Source organism: Clostridium thermosuccinogenes (genome assembly GCF_002896855.1).
Lineage (GTDB): Bacteria > Bacillota > Clostridia > Acetivibrionales > DSM-5807 > Pseudoclostridium > Pseudoclostridium thermosuccinogenes.
In genome coordinates, this window is record NZ_CP021850.1 from 1,589,654 (window position 1) to 1,606,822 (window position 17,169).

The window sequence follows — 17,169 nt, forward strand, 5'->3', positions numbered from 1 at the left end:
TACCATTTTTATCGTTTGTAAAAACTGATAGGTTAGTCAAGCATCCATATCATGTACATTTATATATAATACCATTAATGTAAATTACTGTAAACAAATATGGGCTATTTTCTCAATATTTCCAAGAGCTTTGACATATCCTCCGGCAATGGGGCAGTAAGATGCATTTCGGTTTTATCGACAGGATGCACAAACCTGACTGTATGGGAATGGAGGGCCTGCCTTTCTATCAAGGGTTGATTTTCATAAGCATTGCTGCCGGTTCCGGGGTATAAGGAGTCTCCGATCAAAGGATGCCCTATAGCCTGACAGTGGACTCTGATCTGGTGTGTCCTGCCGGTTTCTAGCCGGAATTCCAGACAGGTGGCGTTGCTTAGGCGCTCAATTACTTTATAATGTGTAACCGAAGGCGCTCCGTCCGGCGACACATGCCTTTGCATTATGCTTCCCGGCATCCGTGCTATAGGGAGATTTATGGTTCCGGTTTCCTCCTTTACCGACCCATGCACTATGCCTATATATTTTTTTATAAAACTACCGGAAGCCATTTGCCTCACGAGGGATTCCTGGATAAACTCATTTTTTGCAAATATTATAAGCCCGGAGGTATCCCTGTCCAGCCTGCTTACCGGGCGTACTTTTTTTGACATGCCTTTTTGCTTCATATAATAAACAATGCCATTGGCTATTGTCCCGGATTGGTGGTAACTGGTGGGATGAACTACCGTGTTGGGACGCTTGTTTATAACAATCATGCCGTCATCTTCAAAAACTATATCCAGATCCATTTTTTCCGGTGCTATATCATTTTCTTCCTCTGTAAAATCGACGCTAGCCTCTACAATATCTCCCGGATTGACCGTCGCATTTACAAAAACCGGAGTGGAATTACAGAATATGTTTCCGCTGTATTTCAACCTCTTTATGAGCCTTTCCGAAAGCTCCAGCTTATTTTTCAGAATGTATTTAACTGTCTTTCCTGAAGACTGGCTGTCCACAATGTATTTTAGCTTCAATTGTCTCACCCGGTTAATTATATATATATTGATAGCTTGATAATGACAGGGATTTGCAGGACAAATACTGTCCATGTGCCCAAGCGGCTATAATTATTCCGGTGCTGCCAGGCTTTTATCCCTGTTTTGATATCAATATGGTACAATATGCCCTTCCATAATTCAAGGAGGGAATTTCCTGGCCAGCTTTATGATGCTTTAAAACCGGTGTCTTCCTGAGAAACAATGCATTCTAATTTAACTCATAAGCTTTATCTCAAATTAACTGGAACAGCAAATTAATTTATCCCTCCTGTATATTGAAATGGCTTGGCCACTTGTATAAAATAGGTTATACAGGATAAAACATAATACTTGATTCAAAAGAGAAAGACGAGGATAAAAAATGAACAGCAACTCACGAAATTATTTTATTAATGAATTTGGAATAAGCAGCAGCATAATAAATATTTCCAATGAGGTAGAAAAAGAAATTGCGGAAGTTATAAAAGAAATCGACTATGTCAGTGAATACAACCAGATAAAGGTCATCCGGGCTATGCAGAAAAACAGGCTCAGCGACTCCCACTTTGCAGGGACTACAGGCTATGGATACAACGACAGGGGAAGGGAAGTGCTGGATGCTGTTTATGCAGACATTTTCAAAGCCGAGGATGCATTGGTGAGGCATCAGATTGTGTCCGGAACCCAGGCGCTGGCCGTGAGCATGTTTGGAATTTTGCGCCCCGGTGATGAATTGCTGTCGGTTACAGGCAAGCCTTATGATACACTGGAAGAAGTCATAGGAATCCGTGGGGAAGGAGGAGGCTCTCTAAAGGAGTTCGGAATTTCCTACAATCAGGTGGATTTGCTGCCGGACGGAAAGCTGGATTTCGACGGCATACGCCGGGCTATCGGCGACAAAACAAAGCTGGTGCTGATACAGCGTTCAAGGGGTTATGCCTGGAGGCCGGCCATAATGATCGATGATATTGCCAGGGCAGTGTCGCTGATTAAGAGCATAAAAAAGGACGCAGTGGTGCTGGTGGACAACTGCTATGGCGAGTTTGTGGAAGACAGGGAGCCGACGGAGGCCGGAGCAGATATGGTAGCCGGATCATTGATCAAAAACATTGGGGGAGGCCTTGCTCCAACCGGCGGATATATTGTGGGGAAAGCCGAGTGTGTTGAAAAAGCGGCATACCGTTTAACTACCCCGGGCTTGGGTAAGGAGGTAGGCTCCACCCTGGGAAATAACCGGCTGATGTTCCAGGGGTTGTTTATGGCTCCCCATGTCGTGGCAGAAAGCCTCAAAGGTGCTGTTTATTGCGCTGCCATCATGAACAGGCTTGGTTTTGAAACATCACCCATGCCTACAGAAAAGCGCGGGGATATAATCCAGGCTATAAAATTCAATAATCCCGACAGCCTTATAGCTTTCTGTCAGGGAATACAAAAAGGTTCTCCCGTGGATTCCTTTGCCACTCCTGAGCCTTGGGACATGCCAGGCTATGACTGCCCTGTAATAATGGCTGCCGGTGCATTTATACAGGGCGCATCGATAGAGTTAAGCGCCGATGCTCCGATTAAACCTCCATATATTGCCTATATGCAGGGAGGACTGGTTTATGAAAGCGTCAAGCTGGGAGTGATGAGTTCGATACAATTGATGAAAGATAGGGGTATAGTAAAAATATAATGGCATAGGACTTAACCGGCTGATTTAACCAAGCATTCACTATGCCGATCAGATTCTGACACAAACAGTGATACCTGTGCTGACAAACGGCGGTTATACCAAAATTGGATCTGGGGGTTGCAATGGGTACTAATGAAAAAGAAAAGGATAAAAAACCGCGGACGAAATATCGAAATATATTGGTGATAGTATTCCTGCTGGTATATATACCATCTTTTATCCACTGGGTATTTGGAAGAACAACGCCCACGGGGATAATACAGATGGGAAACCTTGAGGATTCCATAAACACCGATGGATGGTTTATTAGAAATGAAGTTGTGCTAAAGGCGCCCTTTGATGGCATTTGCATACCGTCCTTCAAGGAAGGGGAGAAGGTTCCTGCCAAATTCAGCATAGCCACCGTTATAAATGGTTCATCGGAAAATCTGATGAGCGAATTAAAAGAGAAGGATTTGAAAATATTAAAAGCTCAGGAGGAGAATGATGCGAATCTTGCCATATTCTCCGGTGATGTGGAAAAGCTGGATAAGGAGATAAAGCAGAACCTGCTTCGGATAATCGAAGACAGCAACAGAAACAGCATGTCGGCTTCTTATGCATTAGAAGACGAAATTGACATGCTGATCCAAAAAAGGAATATGATTAAATCCGGGGCAGGCAATGCGGAGGCTTATATAAATTCATTGCAGCAGGAAAAGCAGGAACTGCAGGAAAAACTGAAGCAGAATACCCGGGAAATAATTTCAGACTACTCCGGAATCGTTTCATATGCCGTTGATGGTTGTGAAAGTCTTCTGAAACCGGAAGGCATAAGGGAATATACTCCGGAGTTCCTGGAAGGGTTAAAGCCGATCCCTGCAGATGTCGCTTCAAGCATTAAACCGGTTGAGGCTGAGAAGCCTTTTGCCAAGGTGTTGACCGATCTGGATGTTTATATAATGTTTATCCTTGACAAAAATCATGCTTCGTTGTTTAAAACCGGTGAGTCCGTACAGATAAGATTGAATGAGATAGGAAAGATCATTGACGGAACAGTGGAATATATATCTCCTGAAACCGGTGGGAGATCCACATTGGCGGTAAAAACTTATCAGGCTGTAAGCGAGACGGCATCAATCCGCAAAACCAATGTCGATTTGATAAGAAAAAACTATGAAGGCTTAAAAGTACCCTTAAGCAGCTTAAGAAACATAAACATGGTTAACAAAAAAGCTGAAATAGTTCTGGTGAAAGCCAACTTCGCATATGTGAGGGAAGTCAGGATAAAGGCTGTGGATGAGGAGTTTGCAATATTGGATGAAGCGGAATCCGATGTGTCTCTGTATGATACTTATGTGCTAAGACCATTAAATATCGAGGAGGGGCAGTATATAAACCAATGAACAGTGGAAGCAATATTGCATCAAATGTGGAGGAAGTCCGCAAAAGGATTGCCGCTGCTGCTGAAAGAGGCGGAAGAAAGGCGGAGGATGTTCATATCATTGCTGTAACCAAAACCATGGGAGTAGACGTCATAAAGGAAGCAGTGGATGCAGGAGTTTATGATCTCGGTGAAAACAGGGTTCAGGAGCTCATGGAGAAATACGACCATATTGGTGGGGGGTGCAGATGGCATCTCATCGGCCATTTACAGACCAACAAGGTGAAATACATTATCGACAAGGTAAGCCTGATACATTCCGTAGACAGCCTTGAGCTGGTACAGGAAATTCAGAAGCGGGCAGAAAAGGCAGGGAAGGTTATGGATATCCTGATACAGGTCAATGTTTCGGGAGAAGAGTCAAAATTCGGGATATCCCCTGAGCAGGTGAGGGATTTTCTCCTTGGCATTAACGGATATAAAAACATACGGGTAAGGGGGCTTATGACTGTCGCTCCTTTTGCTGAAAACCCTGAGGAAATAAGATGGGTTTTTAGAGATTTACACAAAATATTTATTGACATAAAGCAAGAAAGAATTGATAATATATATATGGATTATCTTTCCATGGGCATGAGTAATGATTTTGAGGTTGCCGTGGAAGAGGGTGCCAACATGGTAAGGATTGGTACGGCGATTTTTGGCAGGCGTAATTATACGTAAACTGCCTTAGATATAATTTTTACAAAAGAAAACAAGGAGGGCTTTAACAATGGCAAGTTTGATTAACAAGATGCTTAATTTTGTAGGTTGGGAAAGTGAAGAAGAGGAAGAAGAAGTTGTTGATGTGGAAGATACTTCCAAAGAAGAGGTGTTGCAGCCTCAGTTTCTCCAACCGAGCCAGAAAAGGCAGCAGGGCAAGGTGGTTAATATCCACTCTGCAAGCCAGTTCAAAGTAGTAATTATACAACCTGAGAGTTTCGATGATGCTCAGGATATATGTGAGCATCTTAAGAGCAAAAAGCCTGTTGTTATAAACCTTGAAAACATGGATAAAGACAATGCTCAAAGGGTAATTGACTTTTTGAGCGGCTCCGTATATGCACTGGACGGCAGTATCCAGAAGGTTTCAAACGGAATTTTTATAATTGCTCCGAACAATGTCGACCTTATGGGAGATTTTAAAGACGAATTGAGAAATAAAGGAGTATTCTCCTGGGCAAAATAGTTGTCAGGGGTGATTCCGGAGGAATTTAAATGAACATAATTTATAATGCGTTTGATTTGCTTTTGGCGTTCATAGAGTACGCAATTTTGGCGCGGGTACTTTTGTCATGGTTTCCCATCTCAAGGGACAACCAGTTTATAAGGCTGCTTTATCAGATAACCGAACCAATACTTGCTCCAGTAAGAAACCTTATAGAGCGTACTTCCTCAGGAAGATACATGATGCTGGACTTTTCCCCGATTGTTGTGTTTTTGATAATAGGCCTGATACGGAACATATTAAGAAGATTTTTATTTTAACAGACAAAATAAGCGTTCGATTATACGGACTTTAGCCTTGATAAAGGACGCAAATGGAGCAGGGACTATCCGAACTAATGCCTGTGGAGATGGTAGGTTGCGAGCTTGATGAGGCAGGAAGCCTACGATTTTGGTCGTGGGAGGTTTTACTTAGGATTTTATATGACAAACAGAGAAAGGATTTTACAGAAAGCTACAAACATAGAGGACAAGTTGCTTCTATCCAGGATTCTGGACAGAGCTTCAAAAGCTGAAGAAATATGCGATTTCGTGTGGACGGATTTTCTTGATCCCCACCAGAGAAATGTTGCAGAAAAGGCTTTAACCGCCATGAGGGATGTGGATTATGCATTCAGCGGCGGTTATGATGATGCAGAAAGGGTTGTTATTGTTTTCAACCCTAATTTTATGTCTTTTGAGGATTTGGACCCCGGTAGAATTTTTAAGGTTATAGATGTAAGCGTAAAGGGGAAGGAAACCTTATCCCACCGGGATTATCTGGGTTCTTTGATGGGATTGGGTATTAAACGGGAAAAAATAGGCGATATTCTTGTAAGGGAAGGTTCATGCAGCATCATCACCCTGAGCGATATAGCGGAATATATAAAATATAATCTGACAAAAGTAGGTAATTCCAGAGTGGAGACCGAAATATCGGAAATTGAAGATTTGCGACTCCCGGAGCGGAAGGTCAAGGAAATAAGAACAACGGTTGCTTCCTTAAGGCTTGACTGCATTACCGGGGCGGGATATGGCATATCAAGAACCAAAGCGTCGGATTTGATCAAGGCGGAAAAGGTAAATGTAAATTGGGAACTGGAAACGAGTCTTACCAGGCAACTCAAAGCCGGAGATACGATTTCTGTGAGAGGTAAAGGCCGGGTTGTCGTGGAGGAAATAGGTTGCCCCACGAAAAAAGGTCGTATTGGGGTATTACTAAAGAAATTTATATAAGAGAGGTGTTGAAAATGAATTACAGTCCGAATGATTTGCAGAATATCACTTTTAAAAAATCCGTAATGGGTTACAGCGAAGATGCTGTTAATGAAGTGTTGGATAAAATCATAGAGGATTATACTGAGTACATACGGGAAAACATTGAATTAAAGGACAGGATTGCTGTGCTTAATGAAGGCATGCAGCATTACAAGAACATTGAAGATTCCTTGCAGAACACCCTCCTTGTAGCCCAGCAGACCAGCGAGGAAGTTAAGAAAAACGCCTATGAAAAAGCCGACAATATCATTAAGGAAGCTGAACTAAAAGCTCAGAAGATAATCAATGATGCCAATCAGGAAGTGATTAAGATAAAGTTTGAATATGAGGAGTTGAAAAAGAAGCTTCATGTATTCAAATCAAAATCCGAGACTCTGCTGCTTTCCCAGCTGGAGATACTGCGGCAGATGTTTGGAGATGACGACGATACTTGACATGGAATTGCACAATATAGTATAATCTGTAATCAGAACAATTTGAATATATCGTAAATACGATGATTGGAAAGAGTATAAGGCGACACTTTTATAGAGAGCAGGTGATGGTGGAAATCCTGTAAAGTTACCCTTAGAAAATCATCCATGAGTAGCAGCCTGAAATCTTGGTCAGAGTAAGGTATGCCGGCAAAAACCGTTATGAAATGAAGTGATTATAACACAGAAAAGCCAGCTTCGGTAGTGGTCCGTATTCTAAGTCGGATACATGGGCTTGGATATGGAATAACATGAACTTCCGTTACGGCTGGGTTTCTGTTAAGTCATAATAATTTGGGTGGTACCGCGTGAGTTATACCCTCTCGTCCCTTTACGGATGAGAGGGTTTTTTGATGCAGGGGAGTTAATTCCCATGCTGCCTGAATTGATACACCTTTCGATAGGCGTTTTGAAAGTATAAAGCATATATGTGTTAAAACCAAAATCAATACTTATGTATTTATGGCAGTAACGATGAAACATTAATAGTCAGACATGACTGGCAGGAAATCGCATAGAAAAGCATAAACCAGCAAAAGATATTATGTTATATAAAGACAAAAAAATGCAAATAAAGCTCGAGCCAGACATAAGTTACATGCAGAGCTTTGACAAATAGAAATATGTGAATTTTTATAGAATTTTCAGGAGGGAGAGCCATGTACGAAAAAGTGTCTACAAGCCTGAACTTCGTTGATAGAGAGAAAGAAGTTCTGGAATTCTGGAAAAAGAACAACATATTTGAAAAAAGTATAGAATCTCGTGAAGGAGGCCCTACCTATACATTTTATGATGGGCCGCCGACAGCAAACGGAATGCCCCATATAGGACATATCCTTACCCGCGTCATCAAGGACATAATACCCAGGTACAGGACGATGAAAGGCTACAAGGTTCTCAGGAAAGCCGGTTGGGATACCCATGGGCTTCCGGTGGAGCTGGAAGTGGAAAAACAGTTGGGCATAAACGGCAAATCCCAGATAGAGAACTATGGCGTTGAGCCCTTCATCAAGCAGTGTAAGCAAAGCGTATGGAAATACAAGAATGAATGGGAGAAAATGAGTGACAGGGTAGGTTACTGGGCTGATATGGAAAATCCCTATGTAACCTATGACAACAACTATATTGAGTCGGAATGGTGGGCTCTTAAGAAGATATGGGAGCAGGGACTGCTTTATAAAGGACACAAGATAGTACCCTACTGTCCGCGCTGCGGAACTGCGCTGTCAAGCCATGAAGTTGCTCAGGGATATAAGGATGTAAAGGAAACATCAATTTATGTGAAGTTCCGCGTAAAAGGCGAGGAACAGGTATACCTGATGGCATGGACCACTACACCGTGGACTTTGCCTTCCAACGTAGCGCTAACGGTTAATCCTGATGAAACCTATGTCAAAGCAAAATGCTCGGATGAGGTGTATATCCTGGCGGAAGCTCTGGCTGAAACTGTGCTCAAGGAAGAATTTGAAGTACTGGAACGGGTTCAGGGAAAAGATCTCATCGGTATGGAATATGAACCTCTCTTTGATTTTGTGGTACCGGATAAGAAAGCATATTACGTGGTTGGAGGAGACTTCGTCACATTGACGGACGGTACCGGAATAGTGCACACAGCGCCTGCTTTTGGTGAAGATGACGCAAGGGTGGGAAGGGCATATGACCTGCCTTTCGTTCAGCTGGTAAACGAGCAGGGAAGGTTTGTGGATGCCGTAAAGCCATGGAAAGGCGTTTTCGTGAAGGATGCCGACCGTGAAATCATAAGCCATTTGGATCAAAGGAATCTTTTATACAAAGCTATGGATTATGAGCATTCCTATCCTTTCTGCTGGAGATGTGATACTCCGCTGCTGTACTATGCCAGGGACACATGGTTCATAAAAATGACGGAAGTAAAGGATAGATTGATTAAGAATAACCGCACGGTTAACTGGCTCCCGGAGAACATTAAGGAAGGACGTTTTGGAAACTTCCTGGAGAATGTTGTGGACTGGGGACTTAGCCGTGAAAGGTATTGGGGAACTCCTCTTCCCATATGGGAATGTGAATGCGGCCACAGGCATGTTGTAGGAAGCATTGCAGAACTTAAGGAAATGGGAGAGAATGTGCCGGAGGATATCGAGCTTCATAAGCCATACATTGACAATGTATATCTCAAATGCCCGAAATGTAAGACAGGCAGGATGAAGAGGGTAACAGAGGTTATAGACTGCTGGTTTGATTCCGGCTCAATGCCTTTTGCCCAATGGCATTATCCCTTTGAAAACGAGGACTTGTTCAAAGACAATTTCCCTGCTGATTTCATAAGTGAAGCAATCGACCAGACCCGTGGATGGTTTTACTCTCTCATGGCCATATCCACGCTGCTGTTTGATCAGTCACCCTTCAAAAACTGTATAGTTATGGGCCATGTGAATGATAAAGACGGTCAGAAAATGAGCAAGCATAAAGGAAATGTGGTAGATCCGTGGACAGTACTGGATAAACAGGGAGCTGATGCAGTCCGCTGGTATTTCTATACTGAAAGCGCACCGTGGCTTCCCAGCCGTTTCTACGAGGAAGCTGTAAGCGAAGCCCAAAGGAAGTTTATGGGTACTCTCTGGAATACCTATGCTTTCTATGTGCTTTATGCAAATATTGACCAGTTTGACCCGACCAAGTATGAACTGGATTTTGAAAAGCTGTCCGTTATGGATAAGTGGATCTTGTCAAGACTGCACACTTTGATAGGAATTGTGGATAAGAACCTTGAGAACTACAGGATTACTGAGTCTGCCAGGGCAATAGAAGATTTTGTAGATGAGCTGAGCAACTGGTATGTAAGAAGGAGCAGGGAACGTTTCTGGCAGAAGGAAATGAACCAGGACAAGATAAACGCGTATATGACTCTCAATACGGTGCTTGTCACTGTTGCAAAGCTGTCCGCTCCTTTTGTACCTTTTATGGCGGAGGCCATGTACAGGAACCTGGTGAAGACTGTAGATCCCAATGCGCCTGAAAGCGTTCATATGTGTGATTTCCCTGTGGTGGATGAAACCTTTGTGGATGCTGAGCTGGAAAAGAACATGGAGCTGGTGCTGAAAATAGTGGTAGAAGGCCGCGCTTGCAGAAATACTGCCAACATAAAGAACCGCCAGCCTTTGGGCAAAATGTTCGTAAAATCGGAATTCGAGCTGCCGGAGACCTTCAGGGAACTTGTAATGGATGAGCTGAATGTAAAAGAGCTTATATTCACCAATGACGCAAAACATTTTACCACCTACAAATTTAAACCTCAGCTCAGAACATTGGGACCCAGATACGGCAAGCTGGTGCCTAAAATAGCACAAGTCCTGGCGGGATTGGACGGAAATGAAGCCATGGACATATTGGATAAGGGTGAAAAACTGACCTTTGAAGTGGACGGAACAGCAATTGAGCTGGCAAAGGACGACGTCCTGATAGAAACAGCCCAGAAGGAAGGCTATGTTTCCGAGACGGACAGGGATGTCACCGTAATATTGGATACCAACCTCACTCCTGAACTGGTGGAGGAAGGCTTTGTCCGGGAGATAATCAGCAAGGTGCAGACAATGAGAAAAGAAGCCGGATTTGAGGTTATGGACCATATTAAGCTTTACTACAATGGAAATGAAAAAATAGCGGAAATAATGAGAAACAACATGGCAACTATCTGTGATGAAGTTCTGGCCGACAGCGCTGAAGAAGGAAGCGCCGAAGGCTACGGCAAGGAATGGAATATAAACGGCGAAAAGGTATTCATGGTAGTTGTGAAAGTATAAGTTATCGAGTAAGAGAAGAATTCAGCTAATGCAAGCTTGATTTGCTCTTGAACTGATTATAAGCTATTGTTTGTAAACTTCGGAGCAATAAGCTTGCTTGGCTGAATTCAGACTATTTATAAAATAAAAAGGTTGCTTGGTGAACAAACTATGATTAAAATGAGCATTAATCTGGGTGAAAGAAGCTATCCCATATACATTGCCACCAATTACGCCGATATCGGCAAAAGCATAGCCTCTGCGAGGCTTAGCGGCAAAATGGTTTTGATAACCGACACCAATGTAGATATGCATCAAGCGGATGAGTGCATCAATGCATTGAAGGAATCCGGCTATGATGTCCACAAATATGTGATTGCCGCCGGAGAAGAAAATAAGAACCTGGACACAGTCAACGAAATATACCGGTATCTGGTGAAACAGAAGCTGGAAAGGAATTCGGTATTAATTGCCCTTGGAGGCGGCGTAGTAGGGGATATTACGGGATTCGTGGCTGCCACCTTCCTCAGGGGGATAAATTTCGTCCAGGTGCCTACTACCCTTATCGCCCAAGCCGACAGCAGTGTCGGCGGAAAGGTGGGGGTTGACTTTGAAGGCAGCAAGAATATAATTGGAGCTTTCTATCAGCCCAGACTGGTTTACATAAATGTAAATTCACTGAAGACGCTGCCTAAGCGCGAGGTTCAAGCAGGGCTGGCTGAAGTCGTAAAACACGGCATTATAAAGGATAGGGACTTTTTTGATTATGTTGAATATAATTTGAATAAGATTTTTGAATTCAAAGAGGATGTGCTCCAGTTTACCGCCAGAGCAAACTGCTCCATTAAGGGGAGCGTGGTGGAAGAGGATGAAAGGGAAGGCGGCTTAAGAGCCATACTGAATTTCGGCCATACGATAGGTCATGCGGTGGAGAGTGTGTCAGGCTTTCAACTGCTCCATGGAGAATGCGTGTCCATAGGTATGGTAGGAGCTTTCAAAATGGCTCAGCATCTTGGTATGGTTGATGCAAAGGAATCGGACAGAGTTATAGGGCTTCTTGAAAGGATTGGACTGCCCACTGGGATAAAGGGCATGGATGTTGATAAGGTCTTTGCGCAGATGTACCATGACAAAAAGATAAAGAACAATAAGCTTGTTTTCATCCTTCCGAAAAGGATCGGCGAGGTGCTGCAGATCAGCATCGACGATACGGCATTGATCAAAGAGGTGCTGCAGGAGCTGGCTCAGTAACTCAAGATCTTATATTATATCTATACGCGTTGAGTTAACTCATCGTGCCAGCCTTTCCTAAGCATGGTTTCAAGTTGAAGAGATATATAATTAATAGAAATGTAAATCTCCAATTTCTTGTACAGCTGCTCATGCTCATAAAGCTGCACCAATAATGAAAATAACATTCATATTTACATGTTGGGAAGTTAAAAAAGAGAATACTTGTATAAGTTATGTCCGGGAAATAAAAGCTTTCCCGGACAATTTTTTATAGGTAATACAGGCATTCGAACCGCAGCTTGTTTTCAGATCATATAAAACTGCATCATGATGCTGACCATCTTACCATATTGAGACTTTTGACATATGGAATGAAGCTGAAATTTTGAAATAGCCAAAGAGAAGAAACAGTGGCCTTTTGCAAATACAAAAGACAATTTTCAATGTTCAAGTCAAAAAGCAATATAGGGATTGGTCAAATATCATCTTTAAGTTACAATAATACACTTTATAAATAGTCACATCTCATGTAAACTTATAAGAGCAGGACTCTACCCTAAAAGATGTTTTTGCATTTTTATTTTAGCAGTGTTTTTATTGCTAACCGGTTATATTAGTAAATAACGAAACTTAAAGCTATGTTAACTTATCCGAGCTGCACTAAATTATCTGGAAATGTTTGTGTAAATGCATGGTTTGTAATTTTGCTAAATATGTAGCTTAGCTTCTATGGAATTGAAATCTTGAAAAGACAAAAAGTCAGAAGTTTGTTTCGGTATGGATGGTAAGCCAATACACCAAAAAGTTGGTGAAAGGAGGCTACTTATGAAAAAGATCAAGAGGTTTAGCAAAATTAAAATCCCTGTTTTATGGAAGTTTATCATAATGTACCTTTTAATATCAATGCTTATTATTGCTGCATTGACACCGATTTACTATAAGGTTTTGGAGTTATCCAAGCTGAGTTATCTGGCAGATGTGGAATACTCCTTTAAAAAGAACGGTGTAAGCATGCAGAATACCTTGAAAAGGGCATACGAAATTTCGACTCAGATGGATGAATCGCCATATTATGTGAAACTGAAGCTTATGCACCCTGGCGATTCACCTCTATTGTTATATTCTAAGCTTTACATGTCCCATAAATATTTTTTAAAGCAAATGGCAACTTTCGATGATATTGACGAGGCATTTCTCTACCTGCCGAATAGCTATACTATTTTCGGGAAAAAAAGAGTTTTCGATTCAGCTGCTGAATATTTTAATTTTGACGTAATCTATCGGGATTATTCACCGGATGAAATCCTGCAATGGATGTCGGATATGAATGAACGTTTTAAAATATTACCGGCCACTTTGGCTAAAGTCCACGGAGGTGTGCAGAAAAGCTATTTAACCATTGTAATGAGCAGACCGGGAGACAGTGCTATAACAGGAGTTCTTTTATCTGAAGAAACATTACTGAATCAATTCAATATATCCAATTTACCTGTGGGTAGCTTTTTGTACATTACGGATAAAGACAACAAAGTTCTGTTTTCATATGGATATGATGATAAGGAGCCTTTGACCGGTAACCTTGGAAAGGCTGAGTACGATGACACGACCTTTTCTGTTCTAAAGACAACCATAGCAATACCTGGTTGTAACATTACCCTGGGCATACCGGATTACCATTTTGAAGAGATGTATCTTCCGCTGAAAAAAATGATCTACAAGTATATTTGCGTTGCCATGGGAATCGGGATTCTTTTCAGTATTCTTTTTGCATTAAATAATTATATTCCGATTAAGAAACTGGCCAGCATTCCTTTGAAAAACGGATTTTTCAAAGAAAAAGACACAGCTAACGAGTATAGTTACATAAATAAATTTATGGAATCTTGTTCTTCTGAAATAAAGAAGCTTAAAACGGACATTTTAAATATGGAGAATACATTGCGAACCAACATGCTTATAAAACTTCTTTATGGAATGGTGAACTCCAAGGATGAATATGCCCTGGTTTCCAAGCTTATACCTCAGGTAAATTCCCCTTTCAGAATTGCGTTGTTTGAGGTCAAATGCCAGTCTGAATCACAGAATGCTGACTATATTGGCTACATTGCATATGACAAGATCCAAACTCTGTTTCCAGGTAAATTTATGCACGTTCAACTTAATAATGATAAGGTTGCGATGATATTTGCTGATACAGAAGACAATCTGAAAGAATTAAAGAAACTTTTTATTACAGCAAATCAAGAACTGTATGGTTTTGGCATATCGTTGAATGCCGGGATAAGTGACAGATTTGAAAACAAGGATGAAATAAATAAAGCTTTTTTCCACGCTCAATCCAGTCTTACTGCAGCAGAAAACAACGGCCTGAATTTTTACAGCTATGATTTAATAAAGCAGTCACAAGCACCAAAGCTTATAGACTTTTATGGCATCCAAAAGCTCTATGGATTAATAATTGCGAGAAATAAAGAAGCAGTAGAGGAAACCATCAAAGAAATAACAAGGAAGCTTATTTTCGGAGGGGCAAACTCAAAGCATGAGGTAATAGAGGTTTTCTGCTTGATACGTTTTGTAATTGCATCGGTCATCGCTGACACTGAACTGGAAATTGACGATTTTTCCATTATTGAGTTCAGGGAGGATGAATCCATCGATGTCTTGTTCAAATCTCTTTGCAAAAATGCTTTGGCTGTTATGGAAGCATTTGAATCGAAAAAAAGAAATGCCAATAAGGAGCTTAAGGAAAGGATAATGAAATACATTGAGAATAATTTTGCCGATCCTGATATTTATGCAGACAGCATAGCGGAAAAATTCAATATATCCAGAAATTATGTCTACAATTTGGTGCGCGAAGAGACAGGAAAAAGCCTCAACGACTATATTGAACATTTAAGGATGAAAAGGGCGATTGACCTGCTTAAATCTACCAATATGCTGGTATCTGATATATCTGCCGAATGTGGCTATAATTCCACCAACACGTTTTATAAAGTTTTCAAGAAAGTTTTTAATGTATCCCCAAGTACTTTCAGAAGCGGTCTGCATGAGAGTCACCTGACGGTTGAGAGCCTGAACAGCAATAGGTAGTGTTATTTTGCAACTGCACATTTTTCAACATGAAACACAATTTTCAATTCATAAGACAAAATATATGGTAAAAGCAAGGTTACGAAGATTTTAGCCAAATGTCACTTTTAAAGTACAATTATACACTTGATTTACAATTTTGATCCCTGTTACATTATGAGTGTGCAAAAGCATTGGTTGGCCAATCATGCGATATAATCCAAAGGGAGGAAGTGCAACTGCAAATGTCAAAAAAAATAATTTCTTTATTATTAGTTTTAGTACTGTTGCTTGCACCTATGATGGGTTGCTCCAAACAGGACGCCGACAGTTCTGATACCCAGTCCGGCTCAACAAGCGGATCGTCTGGATCATCGGATGCCAGTGCAGCTGAAAAGTCTGGAGATTCACTGGTAACAGAGCCGGGAGTGCTCCCAATAGTAACAAAGCCTGTAACTCTCACAATTGGATTGGTTGAGAGCTCAAACGTCACGGATTATGAAACCAACTATTACACAAAATATCTGAAAGAAAAAACCGGAATTGATTTGGATTTTTACTTTTTCCCATCAAGTGAAACCAGCCAGAAGCTTGAACTCATGGTTACAGCCAATGAAGAACTGCCGGACATTATCATGTATGTAGATCTTAGCGATGCGGCAAAAGCCAGCTATGGCAAGCAAGGAGTTTTCATACCTCTAAATGAATACATGGATAAGTATGCTTACTTCTGGAAACAGACTTATGATAAATACTGTTCGGACACTGAAAAGAAAGTTATAGAAACCTTAAGCAAATCACCTGATGGAAACATTTACGGTTTTCCCTTTATGGACGTTGACCCGACAGATTCCCAGGTTGAATCAATTTACATTAACCATGTATGGCTTGAAAAGCTTGGTTTGAAAGTACCAACAACCACCGATGAGTTATACGAGGTATTGGCTGCTTTCCGCGATAAAGACCCCAATGGTAATGGTAAGAAAGATGAACTTCCATTAGTTGGCTATAATACCATAGATGTCCGTGGTGATCTGATTTTCATATTGATGAACTCATTTATTTATTACAACTATAGTAACTATGGCCGTTTCAACGTTGAAAACGGCAAATTGAGTGTTCCATATATCACCGAGGATTACCGCGAAGGCCTCCGTTATATACACAAGCTGTATAAAGAAGGTTTAATTGCACCTATCAGCTTCACACAGGATTACAAACAGCTTAAAGCCTTAGCCGACAGGCCTAAGAATGAGGATACCATAGTTGGAGCATTAGCTCACCATCCGTGGAGTGGAAGCCAAGGTTGGACATACAATGATGAAAATTACGGCAAGTTGGTAGAATATACAGCTATAGGACCACTGAAAGGGCCCAAAGGCGTAGCCTGGTCACCATATAAATTAGTTGGAATTGATTTTACCACATATATTACCAAGGACTGTGAATATCCTGAAGTTGCTTTCCGCTTGCTGGACTTCATGGCTGATGAGACCACAAGCCTTATCTCCCGTCGCGGAGAGCCTGGTGTTGACTGGGAGTATGTTGAAGGTGACGTAGAAGCTCATTATTCAAAACTGGGATTTAAAGGTGTCTATCGCGTACTCAACGACATATGGGCTGAGCCTGAACAGAACAAAAACTGGCATGCTCAATTACAATTCTTGCCAGCATCACTGTTTGCCGGATTCGCGAAACGTGATTTCGCCAACGAGCTCGAGAAGAAAAGGGATGCATTGTTCCTGGACGGTTTCTATCGTAGATATGGACAATATCCTGATGAAATTGTTACCAATTTGGTTTATACAGATGAAGAACTTAATGAGATCAGTGAAATTTCTACAACTATTACCAACTACGAGAATGAAGCAAGAGTGCTGTTTGTGACAGGAGAAATGGACATTGAAAAGGATTGGGACAGCTATGTACAGCAAATTAAGGATCTCGGCTTGGATAAGTGGCTGAGCGTTGCTCAACAAGCTTACACAAGGATGAATTCGAAATGATAAAATTGGTATCTATGTGAGAGAGTAAATACCAGCAATCAATTGAG

General features: G+C 41.4%; 12 protein-coding genes and 1 other annotated feature. Of the genes, 11 read left to right on the forward strand and 1 reads right to left on the reverse strand.

Going from position 1 to position 17,169, the window contains the following annotated elements; genetic code table 11:
* Positions 1 to 104: 104 nt before the first annotated feature.
* On the reverse strand, positions 105 to 1,016 hold the full coding sequence (locus tag CDO33_RS06895) for an RluA family pseudouridine synthase (protein ID WP_242973859.1): 912 nt from the start codon (positions 1,014 to 1,016) through the stop codon (positions 105 to 107).
* A gap of 385 nt (positions 1,017 to 1,401) precedes the next feature.
* On the opposite strand from CDO33_RS06895, the gene CDO33_RS06900 reads away from it, so the two are divergent.
* The 11 genes from CDO33_RS06900 to CDO33_RS06950 all read left to right on the forward strand — a co-directional run bounded on the left by CDO33_RS06900 (position 1,402) and on the right by CDO33_RS06950 (position 17,122).
* The gene (locus CDO33_RS06900; protein WP_103080595.1) at positions 1,402 to 2,694 is read left to right on the forward strand and encodes a methionine gamma-lyase family protein; all 1,293 of its coding nucleotides are present in this window, start codon (positions 1,402 to 1,404) and stop codon (positions 2,692 to 2,694) included.
* Positions 2,695 to 2,816: 122 nt separating this feature from the next.
* Entirely contained in the window at positions 2,817 to 4,079 is a 1,263-nt protein-coding gene (locus CDO33_RS06905) for a biotin/lipoyl attachment domain-containing protein (protein ID WP_103080596.1), read from the forward strand.
* Positions 4,076 to 4,780 carry a YggS family pyridoxal phosphate-dependent enzyme gene (locus CDO33_RS06910; protein WP_103080597.1) on the forward strand — a complete coding sequence of 235 codons (705 nt, stop codon included), beginning with the start codon at positions 4,076 to 4,078 and terminating at the stop codon, positions 4,778 to 4,780. Before CDO33_RS06905 ends, CDO33_RS06910 begins: the two co-directional genes overlap by 4 nt.
* Before the next feature lie 49 nt (positions 4,781 to 4,829).
* Positions 4,830 to 5,285 (forward strand): cell division protein SepF, encoded by a 456-nt coding sequence (locus tag CDO33_RS06915; protein ID WP_103080598.1) that lies wholly within the window; start codon positions 4,830 to 4,832, stop codon positions 5,283 to 5,285.
* A gap of 29 nt (positions 5,286 to 5,314) precedes the next feature.
* Positions 5,315 to 5,584: a YggT family protein gene (locus CDO33_RS06920; protein WP_103080599.1), complete on the forward strand. Its 270-nt coding sequence runs from the start codon at positions 5,315 to 5,317 to the stop codon at positions 5,582 to 5,584.
* Positions 5,585 to 5,746: 162 nt separating this feature from the next.
* Positions 5,747 to 6,538, forward strand: a complete 792-nt coding sequence (locus CDO33_RS06925) for a YlmH family RNA-binding protein (protein WP_103080627.1) — start codon at positions 5,747 to 5,749, stop codon at positions 6,536 to 6,538.
* Between the two features lie 14 nt (positions 6,539 to 6,552).
* The gene (locus CDO33_RS06930; RefSeq protein WP_103080600.1) at positions 6,553 to 7,014 is read left to right on the forward strand and encodes a DivIVA domain-containing protein; all 462 of its coding nucleotides are present in this window, start codon (positions 6,553 to 6,555) and stop codon (positions 7,012 to 7,014) included.
* Between the two features lie 53 nt (positions 7,015 to 7,067).
* Positions 7,068 to 7,387, forward strand: a binding site (T-box leader).
* 325 nt (positions 7,388 to 7,712) lie between these two features.
* Positions 7,713 to 10,832, forward strand: coding sequence for an isoleucine--tRNA ligase (gene ileS / locus CDO33_RS06935; protein ID WP_103080601.1), 3,120 nt, complete (start codon positions 7,713 to 7,715; stop codon positions 10,830 to 10,832).
* A 159-nt stretch (positions 10,833 to 10,991) separates the two neighbouring features.
* On the forward strand, positions 10,992 to 12,062 hold the full coding sequence (aroB, locus tag CDO33_RS06940) for a 3-dehydroquinate synthase (protein WP_479690739.1): 1,071 nt from the start codon (positions 10,992 to 10,994) through the stop codon (positions 12,060 to 12,062).
* A gap of 807 nt (positions 12,063 to 12,869) precedes the next feature.
* Positions 12,870 to 15,137, forward strand: a complete 2,268-nt coding sequence (locus CDO33_RS06945; protein ID WP_161496445.1) for a helix-turn-helix domain-containing protein — start codon at positions 12,870 to 12,872, stop codon at positions 15,135 to 15,137.
* Positions 15,138 to 15,361: 224 nt separating this feature from the next.
* Positions 15,362 to 17,122 carry an extracellular solute-binding protein gene (locus CDO33_RS06950; RefSeq protein WP_103080604.1) on the forward strand — a complete coding sequence of 587 codons (1,761 nt, stop codon included), beginning with the start codon at positions 15,362 to 15,364 and terminating at the stop codon, positions 17,120 to 17,122.
* Positions 17,123 to 17,169: the final 47 nt, after the last annotated feature.

Coding starts and splice junctions, on each gene's coding strand:
- CDO33_RS06925 (WP_103080627.1), top strand. CDS start 5,747: ATGACAAACAGAGAAAGGATTTTACAGAAAGCTACAAACATAGAGGAC.
- CDO33_RS06920 (WP_103080599.1), top strand. CDS start 5,315: ATGAACATAATTTATAATGCGTTTGATTTGCTTTTGGCGTTCATAGAG.
- CDO33_RS06915 (WP_103080598.1), top strand. CDS start 4,830: ATGGCAAGTTTGATTAACAAGATGCTTAATTTTGTAGGTTGGGAAAGT.
- aroB (WP_479690739.1), top strand. CDS start 10,992: ATGAGCATTAATCTGGGTGAAAGAAGCTATCCCATATACATTGCCACC.
- CDO33_RS06900 (WP_103080595.1), top strand. CDS start 1,402: ATGAACAGCAACTCACGAAATTATTTTATTAATGAATTTGGAATAAGC.
- CDO33_RS06950 (WP_103080604.1), top strand. CDS start 15,362: ATGTCAAAAAAAATAATTTCTTTATTATTAGTTTTAGTACTGTTGCTT.
- CDO33_RS06905 (WP_103080596.1), top strand. CDS start 2,817: ATGGGTACTAATGAAAAAGAAAAGGATAAAAAACCGCGGACGAAATAT.
- ileS (WP_103080601.1), top strand. CDS start 7,713: ATGTACGAAAAAGTGTCTACAAGCCTGAACTTCGTTGATAGAGAGAAA.
- CDO33_RS06910 (WP_103080597.1), top strand. CDS start 4,076: ATGAACAGTGGAAGCAATATTGCATCAAATGTGGAGGAAGTCCGCAAA.
- CDO33_RS06930 (WP_103080600.1), top strand. CDS start 6,553: ATGAATTACAGTCCGAATGATTTGCAGAATATCACTTTTAAAAAATCC.
- CDO33_RS06945 (WP_161496445.1), top strand. CDS start 12,870: ATGAAAAAGATCAAGAGGTTTAGCAAAATTAAAATCCCTGTTTTATGG.